This window comes from Kosakonia oryzendophytica, from assembly GCF_027886705.1.
GTDB classification, from domain to species: Bacteria; Pseudomonadota; Gammaproteobacteria; order Enterobacterales; family Enterobacteriaceae; genus Kosakonia; species Kosakonia oryzendophytica.
The window spans coordinates 602,979-623,749 of record NZ_CP115659.1 but is presented as its reverse complement, the minus strand read 5'-3'; the positions used below and the strand labels follow the sequence as shown (position 1 = coordinate 623,749).

Here is a 20,771-nt window from a genome sequence, read left to right as displayed (position 1 = left end):
TCAAAGTAGGTTAATTAACGAACAATAAAGCCCTCACCCGTGAAGGTGATGGCAATCAAAAGAGATTACGGGCTGATGTGTTCGTCAGCTATTGCTGGTCCGATTCTGCCAGGTCGTCGTGCTCCTGGCCCAAGAGCGCTAATTCCAACAATGCGTAACGGTGCTCAACAAAGTTATGTACGTTGTTAGCAACCGCCAGTTTGAACAGTGCCGTGGCGCTGTCCTTATCCCCCAGACTTAGGTAGTACTTACCTAAATAGAAGTTGGTTTCACTGAGATGCTCAGCGAGCGAGGTGTTATCCGTTGCGTCTGCCTTCAGGCGATCCATTAGCGTTGCTTCGCTAATGTCGCCGAGGTAGAACTCGACAATGTTCCATCCCCACTGTTCCTGGTCCGATTTTTCGAAGCGCTGTTTCAGTGCTTCTTTAGCCTGCTTCTCATCGAGCTTCCGCTCAACGATGTAAAGCCACAGACTGCGGAAAGGATCATTAGGATCGTCTTGATAAAACGCCAGCAGATCATCTTGCGCTAACTTATCACGACCGCCGTAATGCAAGGCGATACCGCGATTCAAGTGCGCGTAGTTGTAAGTTGGATCAAGCTCAAGTACAGAATCAAACGCTTCATAGGCAGCATCAAAATTGCCTGCCTGCGTTAAATAAATGCCTAAGTAATTGAATACTTCAGGCATATCGGGTCTGATCGCAAGCGCTTGTGAAAAATCATTCCGCGCCAAAGCTCTCAAACCGAGGCTATCATACAATACTCCGCGCTCATATAAAAGCTGTGCGCGTTCGTCATCGGTTAAAGCCCGACTGGCAAGAATTTGTTCCATGCGTGCCAGAATCACTTCCTGCTGCAAAGTCGGTTGCAATGGCACCGCGAGGACTTCGCTCTTACGCCAGGCAGAGTTGCTGCATCCTGCCAGCGTTAAAGCTGTCGCAACGAAACACCAGCGCAAAAAAGGCTTCATTTCCCACTCCCGAAGACAACTATTGGATGAACGTCCTGTCCCCCGGCTGCAAACATGGCGTCCTGCCTGCTAATACGCCCTCCGCATAGGCGGAGGGCAAAGGCAACCTTACTCGCCCTGCTCTGCCTGCGGCGCTTCTGCCGCTTCAGCAGGCTGAGTTTGCTCAGTTGCTTCTTTAATGCTCAGACGGATACGGCCCTGGCGATCAACTTCCAGAACTTTCACCGGCACTTCCTGGCCCATCTGCAGATAGTCGGTCACTTTCTCAACACGCTTGTCAGCGATCTGAGAAATATGCACCAGACCTTCTTTACCGCCGCCGATGGCAACAAACGCGCCAAAGTCAACGATACGGGTCACTTTACCGTTATAGATGCGGCCCACTTCGATCTCAGCGGTGATCTCTTCGATACGACGGATAGCATGTTTTGCTTTATCGCCGTCGGTTGCCGCAATTTTCACGGTACCGTCATCTTCGATTTCAATGGTTGTGCCGGTTTCTTCGGTCAGCGCGCGGATCACGGAGCCGCCTTTACCGATCACGTCTTTGATCTTGTCCGGATTGATCTTGATGGTATGGATACGCGGTGCGAATTCAGAAATATCGCCGCGTGGCGCGTTAATCGCCTGCTCCATCACGCCCAGAATATGCAAACGTGCGCCTTTCGCCTGATTCAGCGCAACCTGCATGATCTCTTTGGTGATACCTTCAATTTTGATATCCATCTGCAGCGCAGAGATACCGTCGCGGGAACCCGCAACTTTGAAGTCCATATCGCCCAGGTGGTCTTCATCGCCCAGGATATCAGACAGAACTACAAAGTTGTCGCCTTCTTTCACCAGACCCATTGCGATACCAGCTACGGCCGCTTTCACCGGCACGCCAGCGTCCATCAGCGCCAGAGATGCGCCGCACACAGATGCCATGGAGGAAGAACCGTTAGATTCGGTGATTTCAGAAACCACGCGCACGGTGTACGGGAATTTTTCTGCATCCGGCATGACTGCCAGTACGCCGCGTTTCGCCAGACGACCGTGACCAATTTCACGACGTTTCGGCGAACCCACCATCCCGGTTTCGCCTACGGAGTACGGCGGGAAGTTGTAATGGAACAGGAAGGAATCAGTACGCTCGCCCATCAGTTCATCGATGATCTGTGCATCACGTGCGGTACCCAGCGTTGCGGTCACTAGCGCCTGCGTTTCACCACGGGTGAACAGTGCTGAACCGTGAGTACGCGGCAGTACGCCAGTGCGAACGTCCAGACCACGGATCATGTCTTTTTCGCGACCATCGATACGCGGTTCGCCAGCCAGTACGCGGCTACGCACAACCTTTTTCTCGATAGCGTGCAGGATTTCACCCAGCTCGTTAGCATCCAGCGTTTCGTCTTCAGCAACCAGCGTCGCGATAGTTTCAGACTTGATCACGTCAACCTGAGCATAACGCTCTTGTTTGTCAGTGATGCGGTAAGCATCGCTCAGACGAGATTCCGCCAGCGCAGCAACACGCGCATTTAACGCTTCGTTTACTGCTTCCGGCTGCCAATCCCAGCGCGGTTTGCCAGCTTCTTTCACCAGCTCGTTGATGTTCTGGATAACAACCTGCTGCTGGTCGTGGCCAAATACCACTGCGCCCAGCATCTGGTCTTCGCTCAGCAGTTCTGCTTCGGATTCAACCATCAGAACCGCGGCTTCAGTACCGGCAACGACCAGATCCAGCTTACTTGCTTTCAACTCTTCCTGAGTCGGGTTCAGCACGTACTGGTCGTTGATATAACCAACGCGAGCCGCACCGATTGGGCCGTTAAACGGGATACCAGACAGAGACAGCGCAGCAGAAGCACCGATCATCGATACGATGTCCGGGTTAACCTGCGGGTTAACGGAAACAACAGTAGCAATAACCTGAACTTCGTTAACGAAACCTTCCGGGAACAGCGGACGAACCGGGCGGTCAATCAGACGCGCAATCAGGGTTTCGCCTTCGCTCGGACGGCCTTCACGACGGAAGAAACCACCAGGGATTTTACCTGCAGCGTAAGTACGCTCCTGATAGTTAACGGTCAGTGGGAAAAAGTCCTGACCTGGTTTAGCTTTTTTCTGACCAACAACAGTAACGAATACGGCGGTGTCATCCATGCTTACCATTACGGCAGCGGTGGCCTGACGGGCCATCATGCCAGTTTCCAGCGTGACGGTGTGTTGGCCATACTGGAATTTACGAACGATCGGATTCAGCAAAATTCTATCCTTTCTTAATGAATATCAGCACACCGCTGGCGTACTGAGTATTTAACCGGACCTTCTTGCATCCTCGCGACTAATGACAACCCTGACCCGCCCCATTGCGGATAAAGCCTCTCATTAGCCGCGCGAACCTCTGCAACGAAGATCATACATGGCAACAATACATTAGTTTACTGCCAATTGCTGCCGCCTGGTTGAAAAAAGGGGCCTTGAAGGCCCCTTCTTGAAACTCGCCAGACTTAGCGACGCAGACCCAGACGCTCGATCAGCGCGGTGTAGCGTGCAACGTCTTTACGTTTCAGGTAGTCGAGCAGTTTACGACGCTGAGAAACCATGCGCAGCAGACCACGACGGCTGTGGTGATCTTTTTTGTGCTCTGCAAAGTGACCCTGCAGGTGGTTGATCTGAGCAGTCAGCAGTGCAACCTGAACTTCGGTAGAACCGCTGTCGTTAGAACCACGACCAAACTCGGAAACGATTTTCGCTTTAGCTTCAACGCTTAGAGACATTTTAAACTCCAATAATAATAAAAATGAAAGGGCGCCGATCTCTAATTCAGCGACCCCAGGTTTAACGACGCACGATGTTAAATACATAGCCCGACGTTAAGCGGCAATATTCTACTCGCAGTAGCAGCTTCCCGCAAGGAGAGGCCGTTATACGGCAGGATACTCCACAACCAGACGACGCGGTGCAATGCGGCCTTCATCGTCAATTTCACCCATGCCGATGAATTTCGCTTCGTCACCTTCTGTCACGCGTACCAGCCCCTCTTTTGGTGCGGCCGATGTACGCACCGGCTGACCGTTTTTAAAGTACGCAGCCACAACGGACGGAATATTAACAACCGGGAAATCAGACGCAGGGCTGTCCATCGGCATGAGCAAGGGATCCAATAATTGCGCCGCCGGAATAGCCTGCTGCTCAGCCTGCTCCACCAGTTCACGTAACTGTTCAAGCGTGACCATTCGCTCGACGGGGTACTTACTCACCGCCAGACGACGCAGGTAAATAACGTGTGCGCCGCAACCGAGTTTCTCGCCAAGATCATCAACGATCGTGCGGATATACGTCCCCTTCGAGCAATGAATTTCCAACTCAAGTTCATTACCTTCATGGCGTATAAACAGCAGCTCATAAACCGTGATTGGCCGGGCCTCACGCGGGACGTCAATCCCCTGGCGCGCATATTCGTAGAGCTTCTTTCCTTGATACTTCAACGCAGAATACATCGACGGGATCTGTTGCGTATCACCGCGGAAACTTTCCAACGCCGCCGCCAGTTGCTCTGCGGTGAACGTCAGCGGGCGTTCTTCAACAATCTGCCCATCAGCATCCGAGGTATCCGTACGCTGACCAAGGCGAGCAATCACCCGATAGCGTTTATCAGAATCCAGCAAATATTGAGAGAATTTCGTCGCTTCACCCAGACAAATCGGCAGCATGCCGGTGGCCAGCGGATCCAGCGCGCCAGTATGCCCGGCGCGGTTGGCATTATAGAGGCGCTTCACTTTTTGCAAGACATCATTGCTGGACGCGCCTTGCTGTTTATCCAGCAGCAACACGCCATGCACATCGCGACCGCGACGACGAGGACGACTCATCAGTCCTCCTTGCTGTCGTCCGGATTCACCCGACGCTCGTCATCGTGTTTCACAACGCTTGTTACGAGATTAGACATGCGCATCCCTTCTACCAGCGAGTTGTCATAGAAGAAGGTCAGTTCCGGCACAATACGCAAACGCATCGCTTTCCCCAACAGGGTACGGATAAATCCTGACGCATCATGCAATGCTTTAATACCCGCTTTGACAGAGGCTTCGTCTTTGTCGTTGAGGAACGTCACAAACACTTTGGCGTAAGCCAGATCGCGGGACACTTCCACTCCAGAAACGGTGGTCATCATGCCTAAACGCGGATCTTTAATTTCGCGCTGCAAGATGATAGCAATTTCTTTTTGCAGCTCCTGAGCGACGCGCTGAGGGCGACCAAATTCTTTCGCCATAATAATTCTCCAGACTAAAAAGGGGCCGTAGCCCCTTTTGATATTTCTTGCCGGGTGGCGCTTCGCTTACCCGGCCTACATGACTGACACTGTCGCGTCGATTACTCGATGGTACGCTGGATCTCAATGATTTCGAACACTTCGATCATGTCACCGGTACGTACGTCATTGTAGTTCTTCACGCCGATACCACATTCCATACCGTTACGCACTTCGTTGACGTCATCTTTGAAGCGACGCAGGGATTCCAGCTCGCCTTCATAGATAACCACGTTGTCACGCAGTACGCGGATCGGGTTGTGACGTTTAACCACACCTTCGGTAACCATACAGCCTGCGATGGCGCCAAATTTCGGTGATTTGAAGACATCACGAACTTCCGCCAGACCGATGATCTGCTGTTTCAGTTCCGGAGACAGCATACCGCTCATCGCCGCTTTCACTTCGTCGATCAGGTTATAGATGACGGAGTAGTAACGCAGATCCAGGCTTTCTGCTTCGATTACGCGGCGCGCAGAGGCATCTGCACGAACGTTGAAGCCAACCAGAATGGCGTTGGAAGCGGCAGCAAGGGTCGCATCGGTTTCGGTGATCCCACCGACGCCGGAGCCAACGATCTTCACTTTCACTTCGTCGGTAGACAGTTTCAGCAGTGAGTCGGCAATCGCCTCCACAGAACCCTGAACGTCTGCTTTCATGACGATGTTCACTTCATGAACTTCACCTTCGGTCATGTTGGCAAACATGTTTTCCAGTTTGGATTTCTGCTGACGTGCCAGTTTAACTTCGCGGAATTTGCCCTGACGGTACAGCGCCACTTCACGCGCTTTCTTCTCGTCACGAACGACAGTCGCTTCATCACCCGCAGCAGGAACACCGGACAAACCGAGAATTTCTACCGGAATAGACGGACCGGCTTCACTCACTTCACGACCTAATTCGTCACGCATAGCACGCACACGACCGTACTCAAAACCACACAGCACGATATCGCCTTTATGCAGCGTACCTTCGCGGACCAGAACCGTTGCTACCGGACCACGACCTTTATCCAGGAAGGATTCGATAACCACACCGCTTGCCATCCCTTTACGCACGGCTTTCAGTTCCAGAACTTCAGCTTGCAGCAGGATGGCATCAAGCAGTTCATCGATACCGGTACCGGCTTTCGCAGATACGTGTACGAACTGGCTTTCGCCGCCCCACTCTTCCGGGATGATCCCGTACTGGGTCAGCTCGTTTTTAACGCGATCCGGATCGGCTTCTGGTTTATCGATCTTGTTCACTGCGACTACCACCGGTACCTGTGCCGCTTTCGCGTGCTGGATAGCTTCGATGGTCTGCGGCATCACGCCGTCGTCTGCAGCAACAACCAGCACCACGATATCCGTTGCCTGAGCACCACGGGCACGCATTGCGGTAAACGCGGCGTGACCTGGGGTATCCAGGAAGGTGATCATACCGTTGTCCGTTTCAACATGGTAAGCACCGATGTGCTGAGTAATGCCACCCGCTTCGCCAGAAGCCACTTTCGTCGAACGAATGTAGTCAAGCAGAGAGGTTTTACCGTGGTCAACGTGGCCCATAATGGTCACCACTGGCGCACGCGGTTCTGCCGCAGCACCTGTATCACGGTCGCTCATTACCGCTTCTTCCAGTTCGTTTTCACGACGCAGGATGACTTTGTGCCCCATTTCTTCAGCAACGAGCTGTGCGGTTTCCTGGTCGATAACCTGGTTAATGGTGGCCATCGCGCCCAGTTTCATCATCGCTTTGATGACCTGAGAGCCTTTTACCGCCATTTTGTTAGCCAGTTCGCCAACGGTCAGGGTTTCGCCAATCACCACGTCACGGTTAACAGCCTGCACCGGCTTCTGGAAGCCCTGCTGCAGAGAAGAACCTTTACGCTGTCTGCCGCCTTTACCACCACGAACAGCAGCACGCGCTTCTTCACGATCGGCTTTACTTTCAGCGTGCTTGTTGCCTTTCTTCGGACGCGCTGCTTTCGCAGTGCGACCGCGACCACGCCCGCCTTCAACTTCACGGTCGTTGTCATCTTCAGCCTGACGCGCATGCTGGGAAGTGGTTACATGATAATCACCGGTAGTTTCTTCTTCATCGCTACCAGCGCTCCAGCCATTTTCGTTCTGTTCTGCCATACGACGAGCTTCTTCCGCTACGCGACGCGCGTTTTCTTCCAGTTTACGACGAGCCTCTTCCTCCGCTTTGCGCTTGAGTTCTTGCGCTTCGGATTCACGACGAGCTTTTTCCGCCTGGGCTGTCCTGGTCATTTCGTCAGATTGTTGGTTGCTCACTTTGCTATTTTCCGCAGCCTCGCGTTTTGCGTTTTCAGCATGTTCGCGTTTAGCTTTTTCTTCGGCTTCACGTTTCACACGGCTTTCGGCGTCACGCTTTGCTTTTTCCTCGGCTTCGCGTTCAGCGGCTTCCTGCGCTTCACGACGGGCCTTCTCTTCCGCTTCACGCATCGCCTCTTCTTCCGCAGCGAGACGTTCAGCCTCTTGTGGATCGCGTTTTACAAAGGTGCGTTTTTTACGGACTTCGATCTGCACCGATTTACTTTTACCACCGGTGCCCTGAATACTTAATGTGCTGCGCGTTTTGCGCTGCAGCGTCAGCTTATCAGGCCCGGCACCGTGTTCACGGTTCAGGTGCGCTAATAGCGTCTGCTTTTCTTGTGCCGTCACTGAATCTTCAGAGGACTTGCGGATCCCTGCATCAGCAAATTGCTGTACCAGGCGGTCCACAGAGGTCTGAATCTCAGCGGCCAGCGTTTTTACGGTTACATCTGTCATGCTGTTCCTTCCTGCTACAGTTTATTACGCTTCGTCACCAAACCAGCAAATATTACGTGCGGCCATGATGAGCTCACCTGCTTTCTCGTCGGTTAACCCTTCGATATCACTCAGGTCATCCACGCCTTGCTCAGCGAGGTCTTCCAGCGTACAAACACCACGAGCAGCCAGTTTGAAAGCCAGTGCGCGATCCAAACCTTCCAAATTCAACAGGTCTTCAGCCGGTGCTTTATCGCTAAGGCTTTCTTCCTGCGCCAGTGCCAGAGTGGTCAGCGCATTCTTCGCGCGATCACGCAGGGCTTCAACGGTGTCTTCATCCAGACCGTCGATTTCCAGCAGCTCTTTGATAGGCACATAGGCCAGTTCTTCCAGCGTAGAGAAACCTTCTTCGACCAGAACAGTGGCGAAATCTTCGTCAATATCCAGATAACGGGTGAAGGTATCGATCGCTGCGTGCGCTTCAGCCTGATGCTTAGATTGCAGGTCTTCAACGGTCATTACGTTGAGTTCCCAGCCGCTCAGTTGAGACGCAAGACGCACGTTTTGACCATTACGGCCGATCGCCTGCGCCAGGTTACCCGCTTCAACAGCGATATCCATCGTGTGTTTATCTTCATCCACGACGATAGAGGCAACGTCAGCCGGTGCCATCGCGTTGATAACGAATTGCGCCGGGTTGTCATCCCACAGCACAATATCAATACGCTCGCCACCAAGCTCGGTAGAAACCGCCTGAACACGCGCGCCGCGCATACCAACACAAGCGCCGACCGGATCGATACGCTTATCGTTAGTTTTTACTGCGATTTTGGCACGTGAACCCGGATCGCGGGCAGCGGCTTTAATTTCAATCACTTCTTCGCCAATTTCCGGCACTTCAATGCGGAACAGTTCGATCAGCATTTCCGGTTTGGAACGGGTGACGAACAGCTGTGCACCACGCGCTTCAGGGCGCACGGCATACAGTACGCCACGAATGCGGTCACCCGGACGGAAGTTTTCGCGCGGCAGCATATCTTCACGCAGAATCACGGCTTCAGCATTATTACCAAGATCGAGCGAGATGTTGTCGCGGTTCACTTTTTTCACTACGCCAGTGATGATTTCGCCTTCGTGCTCGCGGAACTGATCAACCACCATCGCACGTTCAGCTTCACGAACTTTCTGTACGATTACTTGCTTAGCGGTTTGCGTTGTAATGCGGTCAAAGGTTACGGATTCGATCTGATCTTCAACGTAGTCGCCAACGTTCAAGCTCTCATCTTCGTAACGTGCCGCTTCCAGAGTGATTTCGCGCGTTGGCTGAGTCACTTCTTCAACGACAAGCCAGCGACGGAATGTATCGAAATCACCGCTTTTGCGATCGATGCTTACACGCACATCGATCTCTTGTTCATATTTTTTCTTGGTTGCTGTAGCCAAAGCACTTTCCAGCGCTTCAAAAATTTTTTCACGCGGAAGCGACTTTTCATTAGAGACAGCTTCAACAACAGCCAAAATTTCTTTGTTCATTGGGGGCCTTTCACCTCAATCCAGACTGTTAAAAGTGGGGGACCAGGTTCGCTTTCTGAATGTTGCTCAATGCGAACACTTCATCTTTACCTTCGACCGTAACGGTGATCATCTCGCCATCAACATCTTTGATAATGCCCTGCCATTTGCGGCGATTCTGTACCGCCATGCGAAGGACCAGCGAGACTTCTTCGCCCTTAAAACGCGTATAGTGCGCAGCCGTAAACAAAGGACGCTCAAGACCTGGTGAAGACACTTCCAGGTTGTAAGCGACGGTAATGGGATCTTCTACGTCCAATACCGCACTGACCTGGTGGCTGACATCAGCGCAATCATCAACATTGATGCCATCTTCACTATCAATATAGATGCGCAGCGTCGATGTGCGCCCACGTATAAACTCGATACCGACCAGTTCATAGCCCAGTGCTTCAACTGGCGCAGTAACCATCTCTGTTAACTTTTGCTCTAATGTGGACAAGTCCACCCCCAAGACATAAAAAAAGGGCGTATAGCCCAGTTATTCCGTAGTCAGATAACAAAAAACCCCGATAAGTCGGGGCTTTAAATAACTGAACCCTATAGCTGCAAATGCAGCCTGGAGAACCTTCCGTGAGTGTTTTTTTCAAATCCGGCTACGAAGGCGTTAAGTCTTCATAGTATATTTGAAAAAAAACACTTAGGGAAAGTGGTTGCGGGGGCCGGATTTGAACCGACGACCTTCGGGTTATGAGCCCGACGAGCTACCAGGCTGCTCCACCCCGCGCCTGAAACGTGACAAACTCTACTCGTTTGAGAGCTAATTTGCAAATAATGCTGGGATTTGGTACCGAAGACGGGACGTAAAATCGGCCTGAAGTATATTGATAAACATAACCGTCTGTCAACAGCAGTCATTAGCATCTCGTGCGCATGCACGTATGCACATTATAAATGAAGGGATGGCATGCCCCATCGATACATTGCAGCATTAATCCGATGAAAATTGCACTCTTCTCTTTCGGTCAACGTCAAAAGATGATTAAATGAAAACTCATTTATTTTGCATAACCATTCATTAATAAGTATCTGGTGGATGGCACAAACATGATGGCGCAGCTGTAAAGTCTGTCTCCACAGGTCTATCAAGCAGGGATTTTTTTATGACGACGATTCTCAAGCATCTTCCCGCAGGTCAACGTATCGGCATCGCTTTCTCTGGCGGTCTGGACACCAGTGCGGCACTGCTGTGGATGCGCCAAAAAGGCGCGGTTCCTTATGCATATACGGCAAATCTGGGTCAGCCGGATGAGGATGATTACGACGCGATCCCCCGTCGTGCGAAAGAATACGGTGCCGAAAATGCTCGCCTGATCGACTGCCGCAAACAGCTGGTTGCAGAAGGTATTGCTGCTATTCAGTGTGGCGCATTTCACAATACCACAGGTGGCCTGACTTATTTCAATACCACACCGCTGGGACGTGCGGTAACAGGCACGATGCTGGTTGCCGCAATGAAAGAAGATGGCGTGAATATTTGGGGCGACGGCAGTACTTATAAAGGAAACGATATCGAACGTTTCTATCGTTACGGCCTGCTGACTAATGCCGAACTGAAAATTTACAAACCGTGGCTGGATACTGACTTTATTGATGAGTTGGGTGGGCGTCAGGAAATGTCCGAATTCATGACTGCTTCCGGTTTCGACTACAAAATGTCTGCCGAGAAAGCATATTCAACGGACTCCAACATGCTGGGTGCCACGCACGAAGCAAAAGACCTCGAGTTCCTGAATTCCAGCGTGAAAATCGTCAATCCGATCATGGGTGTTAAGTTCTGGGACGAAAACGTCAAAATCCAGGCTGAAGAAGTCACCGTTCGTTTTGAGCGCGGTCACCCGGTTGCGCTGAATGGTAAAACGTTCGCTGATGATGTTGAGCTGATGCTGGAAGCAAACCGTATCGGTGGGCGTCACGGCCTGGGTATGAGCGACCAGATTGAAAACCGCATCATTGAAGCGAAAAGCCGCGGCATTTACGAAGCCCCTGGGATGGCGCTATTGCATATCGCCTATGAGCGTCTGTTAACCGGTATCCATAACGAAGATACCATTGAACAGTATCATGCACACGGTCGCCAACTGGGTCGTTTACTGTATCAGGGCCGCTGGTTTGATCCACAAGCTCTGATGTTGCGTGATTCTCTGCAACGCTGGGTGGCAAGCGCCATTACCGGTGAAGTGACACTGGAGTTGCGTCGTGGTAACGACTATTCAATCCTGAATACCGTTTCCGACAACCTCACTTATAAAGCAGAACGTCTGACCATGGAAAAAGGTGAATCGGTGTTCTCACCAGACGACCGTATCGGGCAACTGACTATGCGTAATCTTGATATTACCGATACCCGTGAAAAACTGTTTAATTATGTGCAAACGGGTTTATTGTCAGCCAATTCCGGCAACGGTTTGCCGCAGGTTGAGAATCTGGAAAACAGTGACAAGAAATAACCGTTTCTGCTGAATTAAAGCAGCCTGCGGTTCATCGTCGGTATCTGCCGAAAAAAGGCTCATGTTCATCATGGGCCTTTTTTATTGTGTTAATCCCCCCCGTTGTAGTGCCCTGTCTTAATGCACAACTTCTTTCGAGAATAGGAGAGAAAAACGATGTTCATTGAGTCCGGTATTGGTTTGCACAATATGACCCTGGCCTAAAATCAGCGCAGCAATAAATAAGAGATCCTCGTTTTTTACAGATGCAGAGAGCCAGGATGAAAAGAAAAGGTGTGAAATACAGATTCTGAAGCCGTACGTGACAAGAAAAAAAAGGACCATCGATGGTCATCATTTTCCCGGAATACAGACGAAAAAAAAGACATCTTTCGATGTCTTTTTTTTGGAATATTGGTACCGAGGACGGGACTTGAACCCGTAAGCCCAATCGGGCACTACCACCTCAAGGTAGCGTGTCTACCAATTCCACCACCTCGGCACGACTTACTGATTAATGCGGGATATCGCTGGTCGGCTTAGCCGGCGCTGCTGGCTGAGTCTGCTCAGTTTTAGCCGGAGCACTCAGATTTTCCCACTCGCTTCCTTTATTGGTTTTGTTGCTGTTAATGTTGCCCAGCACCAGGCTAATAATAAAGAACAGTGTTGCCAGTACAGCAGTCATACGGGTCATAAAGTTACCCGAACCACTTGAACCGAACAGCGTACCAGACGCGCCAGCGCCAAAGGAGGCTCCCATGTCAGCGCCTTTACCTTGCTGCAGCATAATCAGACCCACAAGAGCCAGCGCTACAATAAGGAAAAAAACTAAAAGAGCTTCGTACATAATCAACCTGTTCCTTGCGGGGTTGCCGCAGCCAATGCTTCAAACCAATAATCGTGGGAGGTTTCTTGCTTTCCCACTGAAGCGGGTGTGAATACTAACCAAAGCGAATGACCTTCGCAAGGGCAATTTCAGCGCATTTTATCAAGTGCGGAAAAAAACAGCAAAACTGCGATCTTCGCCTGATAAAAAGGCAGCAATAGCCGCCTTTTTAAACACTTAACACCCGGTTATACCGCTTTCACCGCATCCGCAATGCGATTTGCCAGTGCTGTTACCTGCGCTTCATCTTCGCCCTCAACCATCACGCGAATAAGCGGCTCAGTACCTGACTTACGCAGCAACACGCGACCACGGTTACCGAGCGTCGCTTCAACTTCCGCCGTCACTGCTTTGACCGTATCATCTTCTAGCGGGTCGCCATTGCCTGCCGTGAAGCGCACATTAACCAGCACCTGCGGAAACATTTTCATGCCGCTGCAAAGATCGTGCAGAGACATATGGTTGCGGACCATCGCGGCAACCACCTGCAGCCCCGCAACAATACCGTCGCCAGTGGTCGTTTTATCAAGCAGAATCACATGCCCGGAGTTTTCCGCCCCAATGCGCCAGCCTTTTTCCTGCATTTTTTCCAGCACATAACGGTCACCGACTTTCGCACGGGTAAACGGAATGCCCAGTTGCTTCAACGCCACTTCCAGCCCCATATTGCTCATCAGGGTACCGACCGCGCCACCGCGCAGCTGGCCCTGGCGCAACCCTTCACGCGCAATGATATACATGATTTGATCGCCATCGACTTTATTCCCCAGGTGATCAACCATGATGACGCGATCGCCGTCACCGTCAAATGCAATCCCCAGATCGGCTTTTTCTGCGAGAACACGCTGCTGTAACGCGGCAACGTCAGTCGCGCCGCATTTCTCATTAATATTCACCCCATCCGGCTCGCAGCCCATCGGGATAACTTTTGCGCCCAGTTCACGGAATACATTTGGCGCAATGTGGTAAGTCGCACCGTTCGCGCAATCAACCACAATTTTCAGCTCATTGAGGCTCAGTTCGTTAGGGAATGTGGCTTTGCAGAACTCAATATAGCGGCCAGCTGCGTCAACAATACGGCTGGCTTTACCCAGCTCAGCGGAATCCACGCAGGTCAGCTCTTTTTCCATTTCAGCTTCAATGGCTTCTTCAACGGCATCCGGCAGCTTGGTGCCATCGATAGAGAAAAATTTGATGCCATTGTCATAGAAAGGATTGTGCGACGCGGAAATCACGATCCCCGCTTCGGCACGAAACGTGCGCGTCAGATAGGCCACCGCTGGCGTCGGCATGGGGCCGGTGAACGAAGCCGAAAGCCCGGCAGCCGCCAAGCCCGCTTCCAGTGCAGACTCCAGCATATAGCCGGATATGCGAGTATCTTTGCCAATAATTATCTTACGCGAACCATGGCGAGCGAGAACCTTGCCTGCGGCCCAGCCCAGCTTCAGAACAAAATCAGGGGTGATCGGTGCGTCGCCAACACGGCCACGAATGCCATCGGTGCCAAAATATTTACGGTTACTCATAACGCTTATTTTCCTTCGCTGACAGTGTGGCTTCCACCACCCGCATAGCCTCTACGGTTTCTTTTACATCGTGAACACGAATAATTTGCGCACCCTGCATCGCAGCAATAACTGCACAGGCGAGGCTGCCACTTAAACGCTCGGAAGGACCGACATTCAACAACTGACCGATCATGGATTTCCGTGACATTCCCACCAACAGAGGCAGACCAAAATGATGAAATTCGGCAAGCCGGGCAAGCAGCGCATAATTGTGGGAGAGATTCTTACCGAAACCGAATCCCGGGTCGAGTAACAATTTCTCTTTTGCAATACCAGCTTGCTCACAGCGCGCAATATGTTCAACAAAAAAGCGGTTCACATCGGTATAGACATCATCATATTTCGGTGCTTCCTGCATCGTTTTGGGCTGCCCTTGCATGTGCATCAGACAGACGGGAAGGCCCGTTTGCGCAGCCGCTTCCAGTGCGCCAGGTTCAGTTAGCGAACGAATATCGTTGATGATATGCGCCCCTGCCCGTGCCGATTCGCGGATAACCTCTGGCTTGGATGTATCAACAGAAATCCACACTTCAAAGCGCTGTGCAATGGCTTCAACAACAGGAATAACACGCTCCAGCTCCTCTTCCACGCTGACGTCCGCAGCGCCGGGGCGTGTAGACTCGCCGCCAATATCCACAATAGTCGCGCCTGCATTGATCATCAGATTGGCGTGCTTGACGGCCTCAATCAGCGTATTGTGCGTTCCGCCGTCCGAGAACGAGTCTGGCGTGACATTGAGGATGCCCATCACATGAGGATGAGACAGATCGAGCGTGGTGCCCTGGGCATGGAGTTTCATGTCTAAAAAACCCTGATAATTACGTGGTTAAACAGTAAAGAAAAACCCCGGAGCAAGCCCGGGGTTTTAGAAGAAGAACAGGTCATCAACGGTGGATAACTTATTTGTCGCCCAACTGCTCTGACATGGTATTACCGGGGTTCGGCGTACGTGGTTCATCAACCGGACGTGGCGCACGCGGCGTACCATTATTGTCAGAATTATTCGCACCTGGCTCTTCCCAGCCCGCAGGCGGACGTACGTCACGACGCGACATCAGGTCATCAATCTGCGGTGCATCGATGGTCTCATATTTCATCAGAGCATCTTTCATTGCATGCAGGATATCCATGTTGTCATTCAGAAGCTGACGTGCACGATTGTAGTTACGTTCAATCAGCGCTTTCACTTCCTGGTCGATGATACGCGCGGTTTCATCGGACATATGTTTCGCTTTCGCGACGGAACGGCCAAGGAAAACTTCGCCTTCTTCTTCCGCATACAACAGCGGGCCAAGTTTGTCAGAGAAGCCCCATTGAGTGACCATGTTACGCGCCAGGTTCGTTGCGACTTTAATGTCGTTCGACGCACCAGTAGAAACATGTTCCACACCGTAGATAATCTCTTCCGCCAGACGACCGCCGTACAACGTAGAGATCTGACTTTCCAGTTTCTGACGGCTGGCGCTAATTGCATCCCCTTCCGGCAGGAAGAAAGTTACACCCAACGCGCGGCCACGCGGAATAATCGTCACTTTGTGCACCGGATCATGTTCCGGCACCAGACGACCAATAATCGCATGCCCTGCTTCGTGGTATGCAGTCGACTCTTTTTGCGCTTCCGTCATCACCATGGAGCGACGTTCCGCACCCATCATGATTTTGTCTTTCGCTTTTTCGAACTCAACCATCGAAACAACGCGCTTGTTACCGCGTGCGGCAAACAGCGCCGCTTCGTTCACCAGGTTAGCTAAATCTGCACCCGAGAAGCCTGGGGTACCACGCGCAATGATTGCCGCATCAATATCCGGAGAGAGCGGAACACGGCGCATATGCACTTTCAGGATCTGCTCGCGACCACGAACGTCCGGCAGACCGACCACAACCTGACGGTCAAAGCGACCAGGACGCAGTAATGCAGGGTCAAGCACATCCGGGCGGTTAGTTGCGGCGATAACAATAATGCCTTCATTACCTTCAAAGCCATCCATCTCAACCAGCATCTGGTTCAGTGTCTGTTCACGTTCATCGTGACCACCGCCCAGACCTGCGCCACGCTGGCGACCTACGGCATCGATTTCATCAATAAAGATAATGCACGGTGCTGCCTTCTTCGCCTGTTCGAACATGTCACGTACGCGGGAGGCACCCACACCAACGAACATTTCAACGAAATCAGAACCAGAAATCGTGAAGAACGGGACTTTCGCTTCACCGGCGATGGCTTTCGCCAGCAGTGTTTTACCGGTCCCAGGCGGCCCAACCATCAGGACGCCTTTCGGGATTTTACCGCCCAGTTTCTGGAAACGGCTCGGCTCACGTAAGTACTCAACCAGTTCGCCAACTTCTTCTTTCGCTTCGTCGCAACCAGCAACATCGGCGAAAGTGGTTTTGATCTGATCTTCCGTAAGCATCCGCGCCTTGCTCTTACCGAACGACATGGCACCTTTGCCACCGCCGCCCTGCATCTGGCGCATAAAGAAAATCCAGACCCCAATCAACAGCAGCATCGGGAACCAGGAAATGAAGATGTTAGCCAGCAGACTCGGCTCTTCAGGTGGTTCACCCACAACCTTGACGTTTTTCGTCAGCAGGTTGTCGAGCAGTTTTGGATCGTTGACCGGGATGTAAGTCGTGTAACGGTTACTATCTTTCTTGGTAACGTTGATCTCACGTCCGTTGATACGCGCTTCGCGAACCTGGTCCTGGTTGACCTCTTGCAGGAAGGTAGAATAATCCACCTTACGGCCATTAGACTCGCTGGGCCCAAAGCTCTGGAATACTGACATCAGCACGACGGCAATGACCAGCCAGAGTATTAGGTTTTTCGCCATGTCACTCAAGGGATTAACCTCATATTACAACTGTGTTAAAAACAGCGTCAGGATACAACATATCCCGTTTCTTTCAAACCAAAGGCCGAAATCAACGAGGTATCATTTTCGCCCGGTCGCTACAATGTACACTTCGCGAGAACGCGCACGCGAAGAGTCCGGTTTACGCACTTTCACTTTCGTAAACAGGGAGCGAATTTCCGTCAGGTACTCATCGAAACCTTCGCCCTGAAACACCTTCACTAAAAAACTACCGCCAGGCGCCAACACGTCGCGGCACATTTCCAGCGCCAGCTCTACCAGGTACATAGAGCGGGGAATATCTACTGCCGGCGTTCCACTCATGTTCGGCGCCATGTCTGACATGACAACCTGCACTTTACTGTCACCTACGCGATCCAGTAACGCTTTCAGGACTAATTCATCACGAAAATCGCCCTGAAGGAAGTCCACACCGACGATTGGATCCATCGGTAAAAGATCGCAAGCGATAATACGACCGTTGCCCCCGATTTGGGTGACCGCATACTGCGACCATCCACCGGGTGCCGCACCAAGGTCAACAATCGTCATCCCCGGTTTAAAAAGTTTGTCACTTTGCTGTATTTCATCAAGTTTAAACCAGGCACGGGAACGCAACCCTTTTTTCTGCGCCTGTTGAACATATTTATCGCTAAAGTGTTCCTGAAGCCAGCGGCTCGAGCTGGCAGAACGCTTTTTACCTGTCATTTAACTTTCCATCCGGGTTCATCGTCGACATCGATAAATTTCGACGTGCAATTTGGCGATACAGTGGAGATGGCGGTAGAATGAACCGTTTTCAATCCCAACGTAAGCAAAATATACGATGAATCTGAGTACTAAACAAAAACAGCACCTGAAAGGTCTGGCACATCCGCTCAAGCCTGTAGTTATGCTTGGCAATAATGGTTTGACCGAAGGGGTACTGGCCGAGATTGAACAAGCGTTAGAGCACCATGAACTTATCAAGGTGAAGATCGCCTCTGAAGACAGAGAAACTAAGACCTTGATTGTGGAAGCTATCGTTCGCGAAACCGGCGCCTGCAACGTACAGGTCATCGGTAAAACGCTGGTGCTTTATCGCCCAACCGCGGAGCGTAAAATCGCGCTGCCACGCTAAGAATATCCTGAATTGAACACAAGATCTGTGTAAAACGAGGGGTTTCCGCCAGCAGAGGTGCAAAATGCCACGCTCCAGGTGTTGTTGAAAGGCCGCAATGCGGCCTTTTTCTTTTCTTTACAATACGTCAACAATTACTGCAAATGCAGCAATCAGAGATATTCTACTTTGACGATTTCGTATTCGACTTCGCCACCAGGCGTACGGATCACAACCACATCATCCTGCTCTTTGCCCACAAGGCCGCGAGCAATCGGCGAGTTAACGGAAATGAGATTCTGTTTAAAATCAGCTTCATCATCGCCAACAATGCGGTAAGTTTGCTCTTCGTCGTTATCCAGGTTCAGGACTGTGACGGTCGAACCAAAAATCACGCGTCCACTCTTCGGCATCTTCGAAATATCGATAACCTGCGCATTAGACAATTTCGCTTCGATATCTTTGATACGGCCTTCGCAAAAACCTTGCTGTTCGCGCGCCGCATGATATTCCGCGTTCTCTTTCAGGTCGCCATGTTCGCGGGCTTCCGCGATAGCGGCGATAATTTCAGGGCGACGAACGGATTTCAGAAATTCCAGTTCTTCGCGCAATTTTTCAGCACCACGTAAGGTCATCGGAATAGCTTGCATTTGTTATACCTCTTGAACATTCCTGTAAGGAGCAGGTTGTCCTGCCCCGGCAGCTCTCTATCCACCCGATTACAGGCGTATACCGCCGGGCAGAAGCAAAAGAAAACTGACCCGGGGACAAAGCCCCAGGTCAGCAGCAATTTTTCAATTTGATACGTATTTTACCCGGAAGTTCACTATGGGTCATCGTTTACTTTCCGGGTCGATGCGCCGTAGTATGACGGCTTGTTTCCAGGTTCTTAGCGCGAGATTATGCGATTTTCCAGCTTTATCATCGGATTGACCACCAGTATAGCCTTGAATGTTCAGGCTGCGAATGTCGACGAATACATCAATCAGCTCCCGGACGGTGCGAATCTTGCGCTGATGGTGCAAAAAGTTGGCAGCCAGACCCCCGAGATTGATTATCACGGTAAACAAATGGCGCTGCCGGCAAGTACGCAAAAAGTGATCACCGCGCTGGCGGCCCTGCTGCAACTCGGGCCGGATTTTCGCTTCACCACCACGCTGGAAAGCAAGGGTTCCGTCGATAATAGCGTATTAAAAGGTGACTTAATTGCACGATTTGGCGGCGATCCGACACTAAAACGCCAGGATCTGCGCAATATGGTTGCCGCGCTAAAAAAGTCAGGCGTGCAGAAAATCGACGGTAATGTCTTAATCGATACGTCCATTTTCGCCAGCCATGATAAAGCCCCCGGTTGGCCGTGGAATGATATGACGCAATGCTTCAGCGCTCCGCCCGCTGCGGCAATTATCGATCGTAACTGCTTTTCAATTTCGCTGTACAGCGCCCAGAAACCTGGCGATTTGGCCTATATTCGCGTGGCGTCATACTACCCGGTGAACATGTTTAGTCAGGTGCGAACGCTGGCACGAGGTTCGTCGGATGCCCAGTATTGCGAACTGGATGTGGTGCCGGGCGATCTCAATCGTTTCACGTTAACCGGCTGTCTTCCGCAGAGAGCCGATCCGTTACCACTGGCTTTCGCTATTCAGGATGGCGCCAGCTATGCTGGGGCGATCCTCAAAGATGAACTCAAAGAAGCCGGGATCACGTACACCGGCACCTTACTGCGCCAAACGCAAGAAAATCAACCCGGTACGATCATTGCGAGTAAACAATCCGCACCGCTGCACGATCTGCTGAAGATCATGCTAAAAAAATCGGACAATATGATTGCTGATACCGTGTTCCGCATGATCGGGCATGCGCGCTTTGGTGTGCCAGGCACATGGCGCGCCGGATCCGATGCGGTACGGCAGATCCTGCGCCAGCAAGCTGGCGTTGACCTTGGCAATACGATCATTGCCGATGGCTCCGGCCTGTCGCGACACAACTTGCTGGCACCGGCCACGATGATGCAGGTGCTTCAATACATTGCGCAGCATGATACGGAACTCAATTTTATCTCAATGCTACCGCTGGCGGGCTACGACGGCTCTCTGCAGTATCGTGCGGGTTTACACCAGGCAGGCGTGGATGGCAAAGTCTCGGCAAAAACGGGCTCGCTGCAAGGTGTTTATAATCTGGCGGGCTTTATCACCACTGCCAGCGGTCAGCGGATGGCCTTTGTACAATATCTGTCCAGTTATGCGGTTGAGCCCGCGGACCAACGTAATCGACGGATCCCGCTGGTACGCTTTGAGAGCCGACTCTATAAAGATATTTATCAGAACAACTAATAAAAATGC

Annotated in this window: 17 protein-coding genes and 2 tRNA genes; 3 read left to right on the top strand and 16 right to left on the bottom strand. The window is 51.6% G+C overall.

From position 1 onward, the window contains the following. Positions 1 to 88: 88 nt before the first annotated feature. The 9 genes from nlpI to O9K67_RS02980 form a co-directional block, all read right to left on the bottom strand. A complete protein-coding gene (gene nlpI / locus O9K67_RS03020) occupies positions 89 to 973 on the bottom strand; it encodes a lipoprotein NlpI (RefSeq protein WP_061493026.1) in 885 nt (294 codons plus the stop codon). A gap of 108 nt (positions 974 to 1,081) precedes the next feature. Then, complete coding sequence (gene pnp / locus O9K67_RS03015) at positions 1,082 to 3,217, bottom strand: polyribonucleotide nucleotidyltransferase (RefSeq protein ID WP_061493025.1); 2,136 nt, start codon at positions 3,215 to 3,217, stop codon at positions 1,082 to 1,084. A 245-nt stretch (positions 3,218 to 3,462) separates the two neighbouring features. Next, the gene (gene rpsO / locus O9K67_RS03010) at positions 3,463 to 3,732 is read right to left on the bottom strand and encodes a 30S ribosomal protein S15 (RefSeq protein WP_017457357.1); all 270 of its coding nucleotides are present in this window, start codon (positions 3,730 to 3,732) and stop codon (positions 3,463 to 3,465) included. A gap of 147 nt (positions 3,733 to 3,879) precedes the next feature. Beyond that, on the bottom strand, positions 3,880 to 4,827 hold the full coding sequence (gene truB, locus O9K67_RS03005) for a tRNA pseudouridine(55) synthase TruB (protein WP_061493024.1): 948 nt from the start codon (positions 4,825 to 4,827) through the stop codon (positions 3,880 to 3,882). After that, positions 4,827 to 5,228 carry a 30S ribosome-binding factor RbfA gene (rbfA, locus tag O9K67_RS03000; protein ID WP_061493023.1) on the bottom strand — a complete coding sequence of 134 codons (402 nt, stop codon included), beginning with the start codon at positions 5,226 to 5,228 and terminating at the stop codon, positions 4,827 to 4,829. The genes truB and rbfA overlap by 1 nt, the downstream gene beginning before the upstream one ends. 101 nt (positions 5,229 to 5,329) lie before the next feature. Then, positions 5,330 to 8,041: a translation initiation factor IF-2 gene (gene infB, locus O9K67_RS02995; protein WP_061493022.1), complete on the bottom strand. Its 2,712-nt coding sequence runs from the start codon at positions 8,039 to 8,041 to the stop codon at positions 5,330 to 5,332. Between the two features lie 24 nt (positions 8,042 to 8,065). After that, on the bottom strand, positions 8,066 to 9,553 hold the full coding sequence (gene nusA / locus O9K67_RS02990; protein WP_061493021.1) for a transcription termination factor NusA: 1,488 nt from the start codon (positions 9,551 to 9,553) through the stop codon (positions 8,066 to 8,068). A 28-nt stretch (positions 9,554 to 9,581) separates the two neighbouring features. Next, positions 9,582 to 10,034, bottom strand: a complete 453-nt coding sequence (gene rimP, locus O9K67_RS02985; RefSeq protein ID WP_061499745.1) for a ribosome maturation factor RimP — start codon at positions 10,032 to 10,034, stop codon at positions 9,582 to 9,584. A gap of 208 nt (positions 10,035 to 10,242) precedes the next feature. Continuing rightward, positions 10,243 to 10,319: transfer RNA gene (locus O9K67_RS02980), tRNA-Met, on the bottom strand. Positions 10,320 to 10,695: 376 nt separating this feature from the next. Here O9K67_RS02980 and argG point away from each other — a divergent pair. Next, on the top strand, positions 10,696 to 12,042 hold the full coding sequence (gene argG, locus O9K67_RS02975; RefSeq protein WP_061493020.1) for an argininosuccinate synthase: 1,347 nt from the start codon (positions 10,696 to 10,698) through the stop codon (positions 12,040 to 12,042). Between the two features lie 394 nt (positions 12,043 to 12,436). Here the strand turns inward: argG and O9K67_RS02970 are convergent. From O9K67_RS02970 to rlmE, 6 genes are all read right to left on the bottom strand, one after another. Further along, positions 12,437 to 12,523 (bottom strand) — tRNA-Leu (locus O9K67_RS02970). Between the two features lie 12 nt (positions 12,524 to 12,535). Continuing rightward, on the bottom strand, positions 12,536 to 12,868 hold the full coding sequence (gene secG, locus O9K67_RS02965) for a preprotein translocase subunit SecG (protein WP_061493018.1): 333 nt from the start codon (positions 12,866 to 12,868) through the stop codon (positions 12,536 to 12,538). A gap of 227 nt (positions 12,869 to 13,095) precedes the next feature. Then, a complete protein-coding gene (gene glmM / locus O9K67_RS02960; RefSeq protein WP_061493017.1) occupies positions 13,096 to 14,433 on the bottom strand; it encodes a phosphoglucosamine mutase in 1,338 nt (445 codons plus the stop codon). Further along, complete coding sequence (gene folP, locus O9K67_RS02955) at positions 14,426 to 15,274, bottom strand: dihydropteroate synthase (RefSeq protein ID WP_061493016.1); 849 nt, start codon at positions 15,272 to 15,274, stop codon at positions 14,426 to 14,428. The genes glmM and folP overlap by 8 nt, the downstream gene beginning before the upstream one ends. Positions 15,275 to 15,374: 100 nt before the next feature. Next, entirely contained in the window at positions 15,375 to 17,306 is a 1,932-nt protein-coding gene (gene ftsH, locus O9K67_RS02950) for an ATP-dependent zinc metalloprotease FtsH (protein ID WP_061493015.1), read from the bottom strand. Between the two features lie 102 nt (positions 17,307 to 17,408). Next, positions 17,409 to 18,035, bottom strand: coding sequence for a 23S rRNA (uridine(2552)-2'-O)-methyltransferase RlmE (gene rlmE / locus O9K67_RS02945; RefSeq protein ID WP_061493014.1), 627 nt, complete (start codon positions 18,033 to 18,035; stop codon positions 17,409 to 17,411). 118 nt (positions 18,036 to 18,153) lie between these two features. Between rlmE and yhbY the strand changes: the two genes are divergently transcribed. Further along, entirely contained in the window at positions 18,154 to 18,447 is a 294-nt protein-coding gene (gene yhbY, locus O9K67_RS02940) for a ribosome assembly RNA-binding protein YhbY (RefSeq protein WP_061493013.1), read from the top strand. A gap of 152 nt (positions 18,448 to 18,599) precedes the next feature. Here the strand turns inward: yhbY and greA are convergent, their stop codons facing one another. Beyond that, positions 18,600 to 19,076: a transcription elongation factor GreA gene (gene greA / locus O9K67_RS02935; RefSeq protein WP_061493012.1), complete on the bottom strand. Its 477-nt coding sequence runs from the start codon at positions 19,074 to 19,076 to the stop codon at positions 18,600 to 18,602. A gap of 252 nt (positions 19,077 to 19,328) precedes the next feature. On the opposite strand from greA, the gene dacB reads away from it, so the two are divergent. Next, positions 19,329 to 20,762, top strand: coding sequence for a serine-type D-Ala-D-Ala carboxypeptidase (gene dacB, locus O9K67_RS02930; RefSeq protein WP_061493011.1), 1,434 nt, complete (start codon positions 19,329 to 19,331; stop codon positions 20,760 to 20,762). The last annotated feature ends 9 nt before the right edge of the window (positions 20,763 to 20,771 follow it).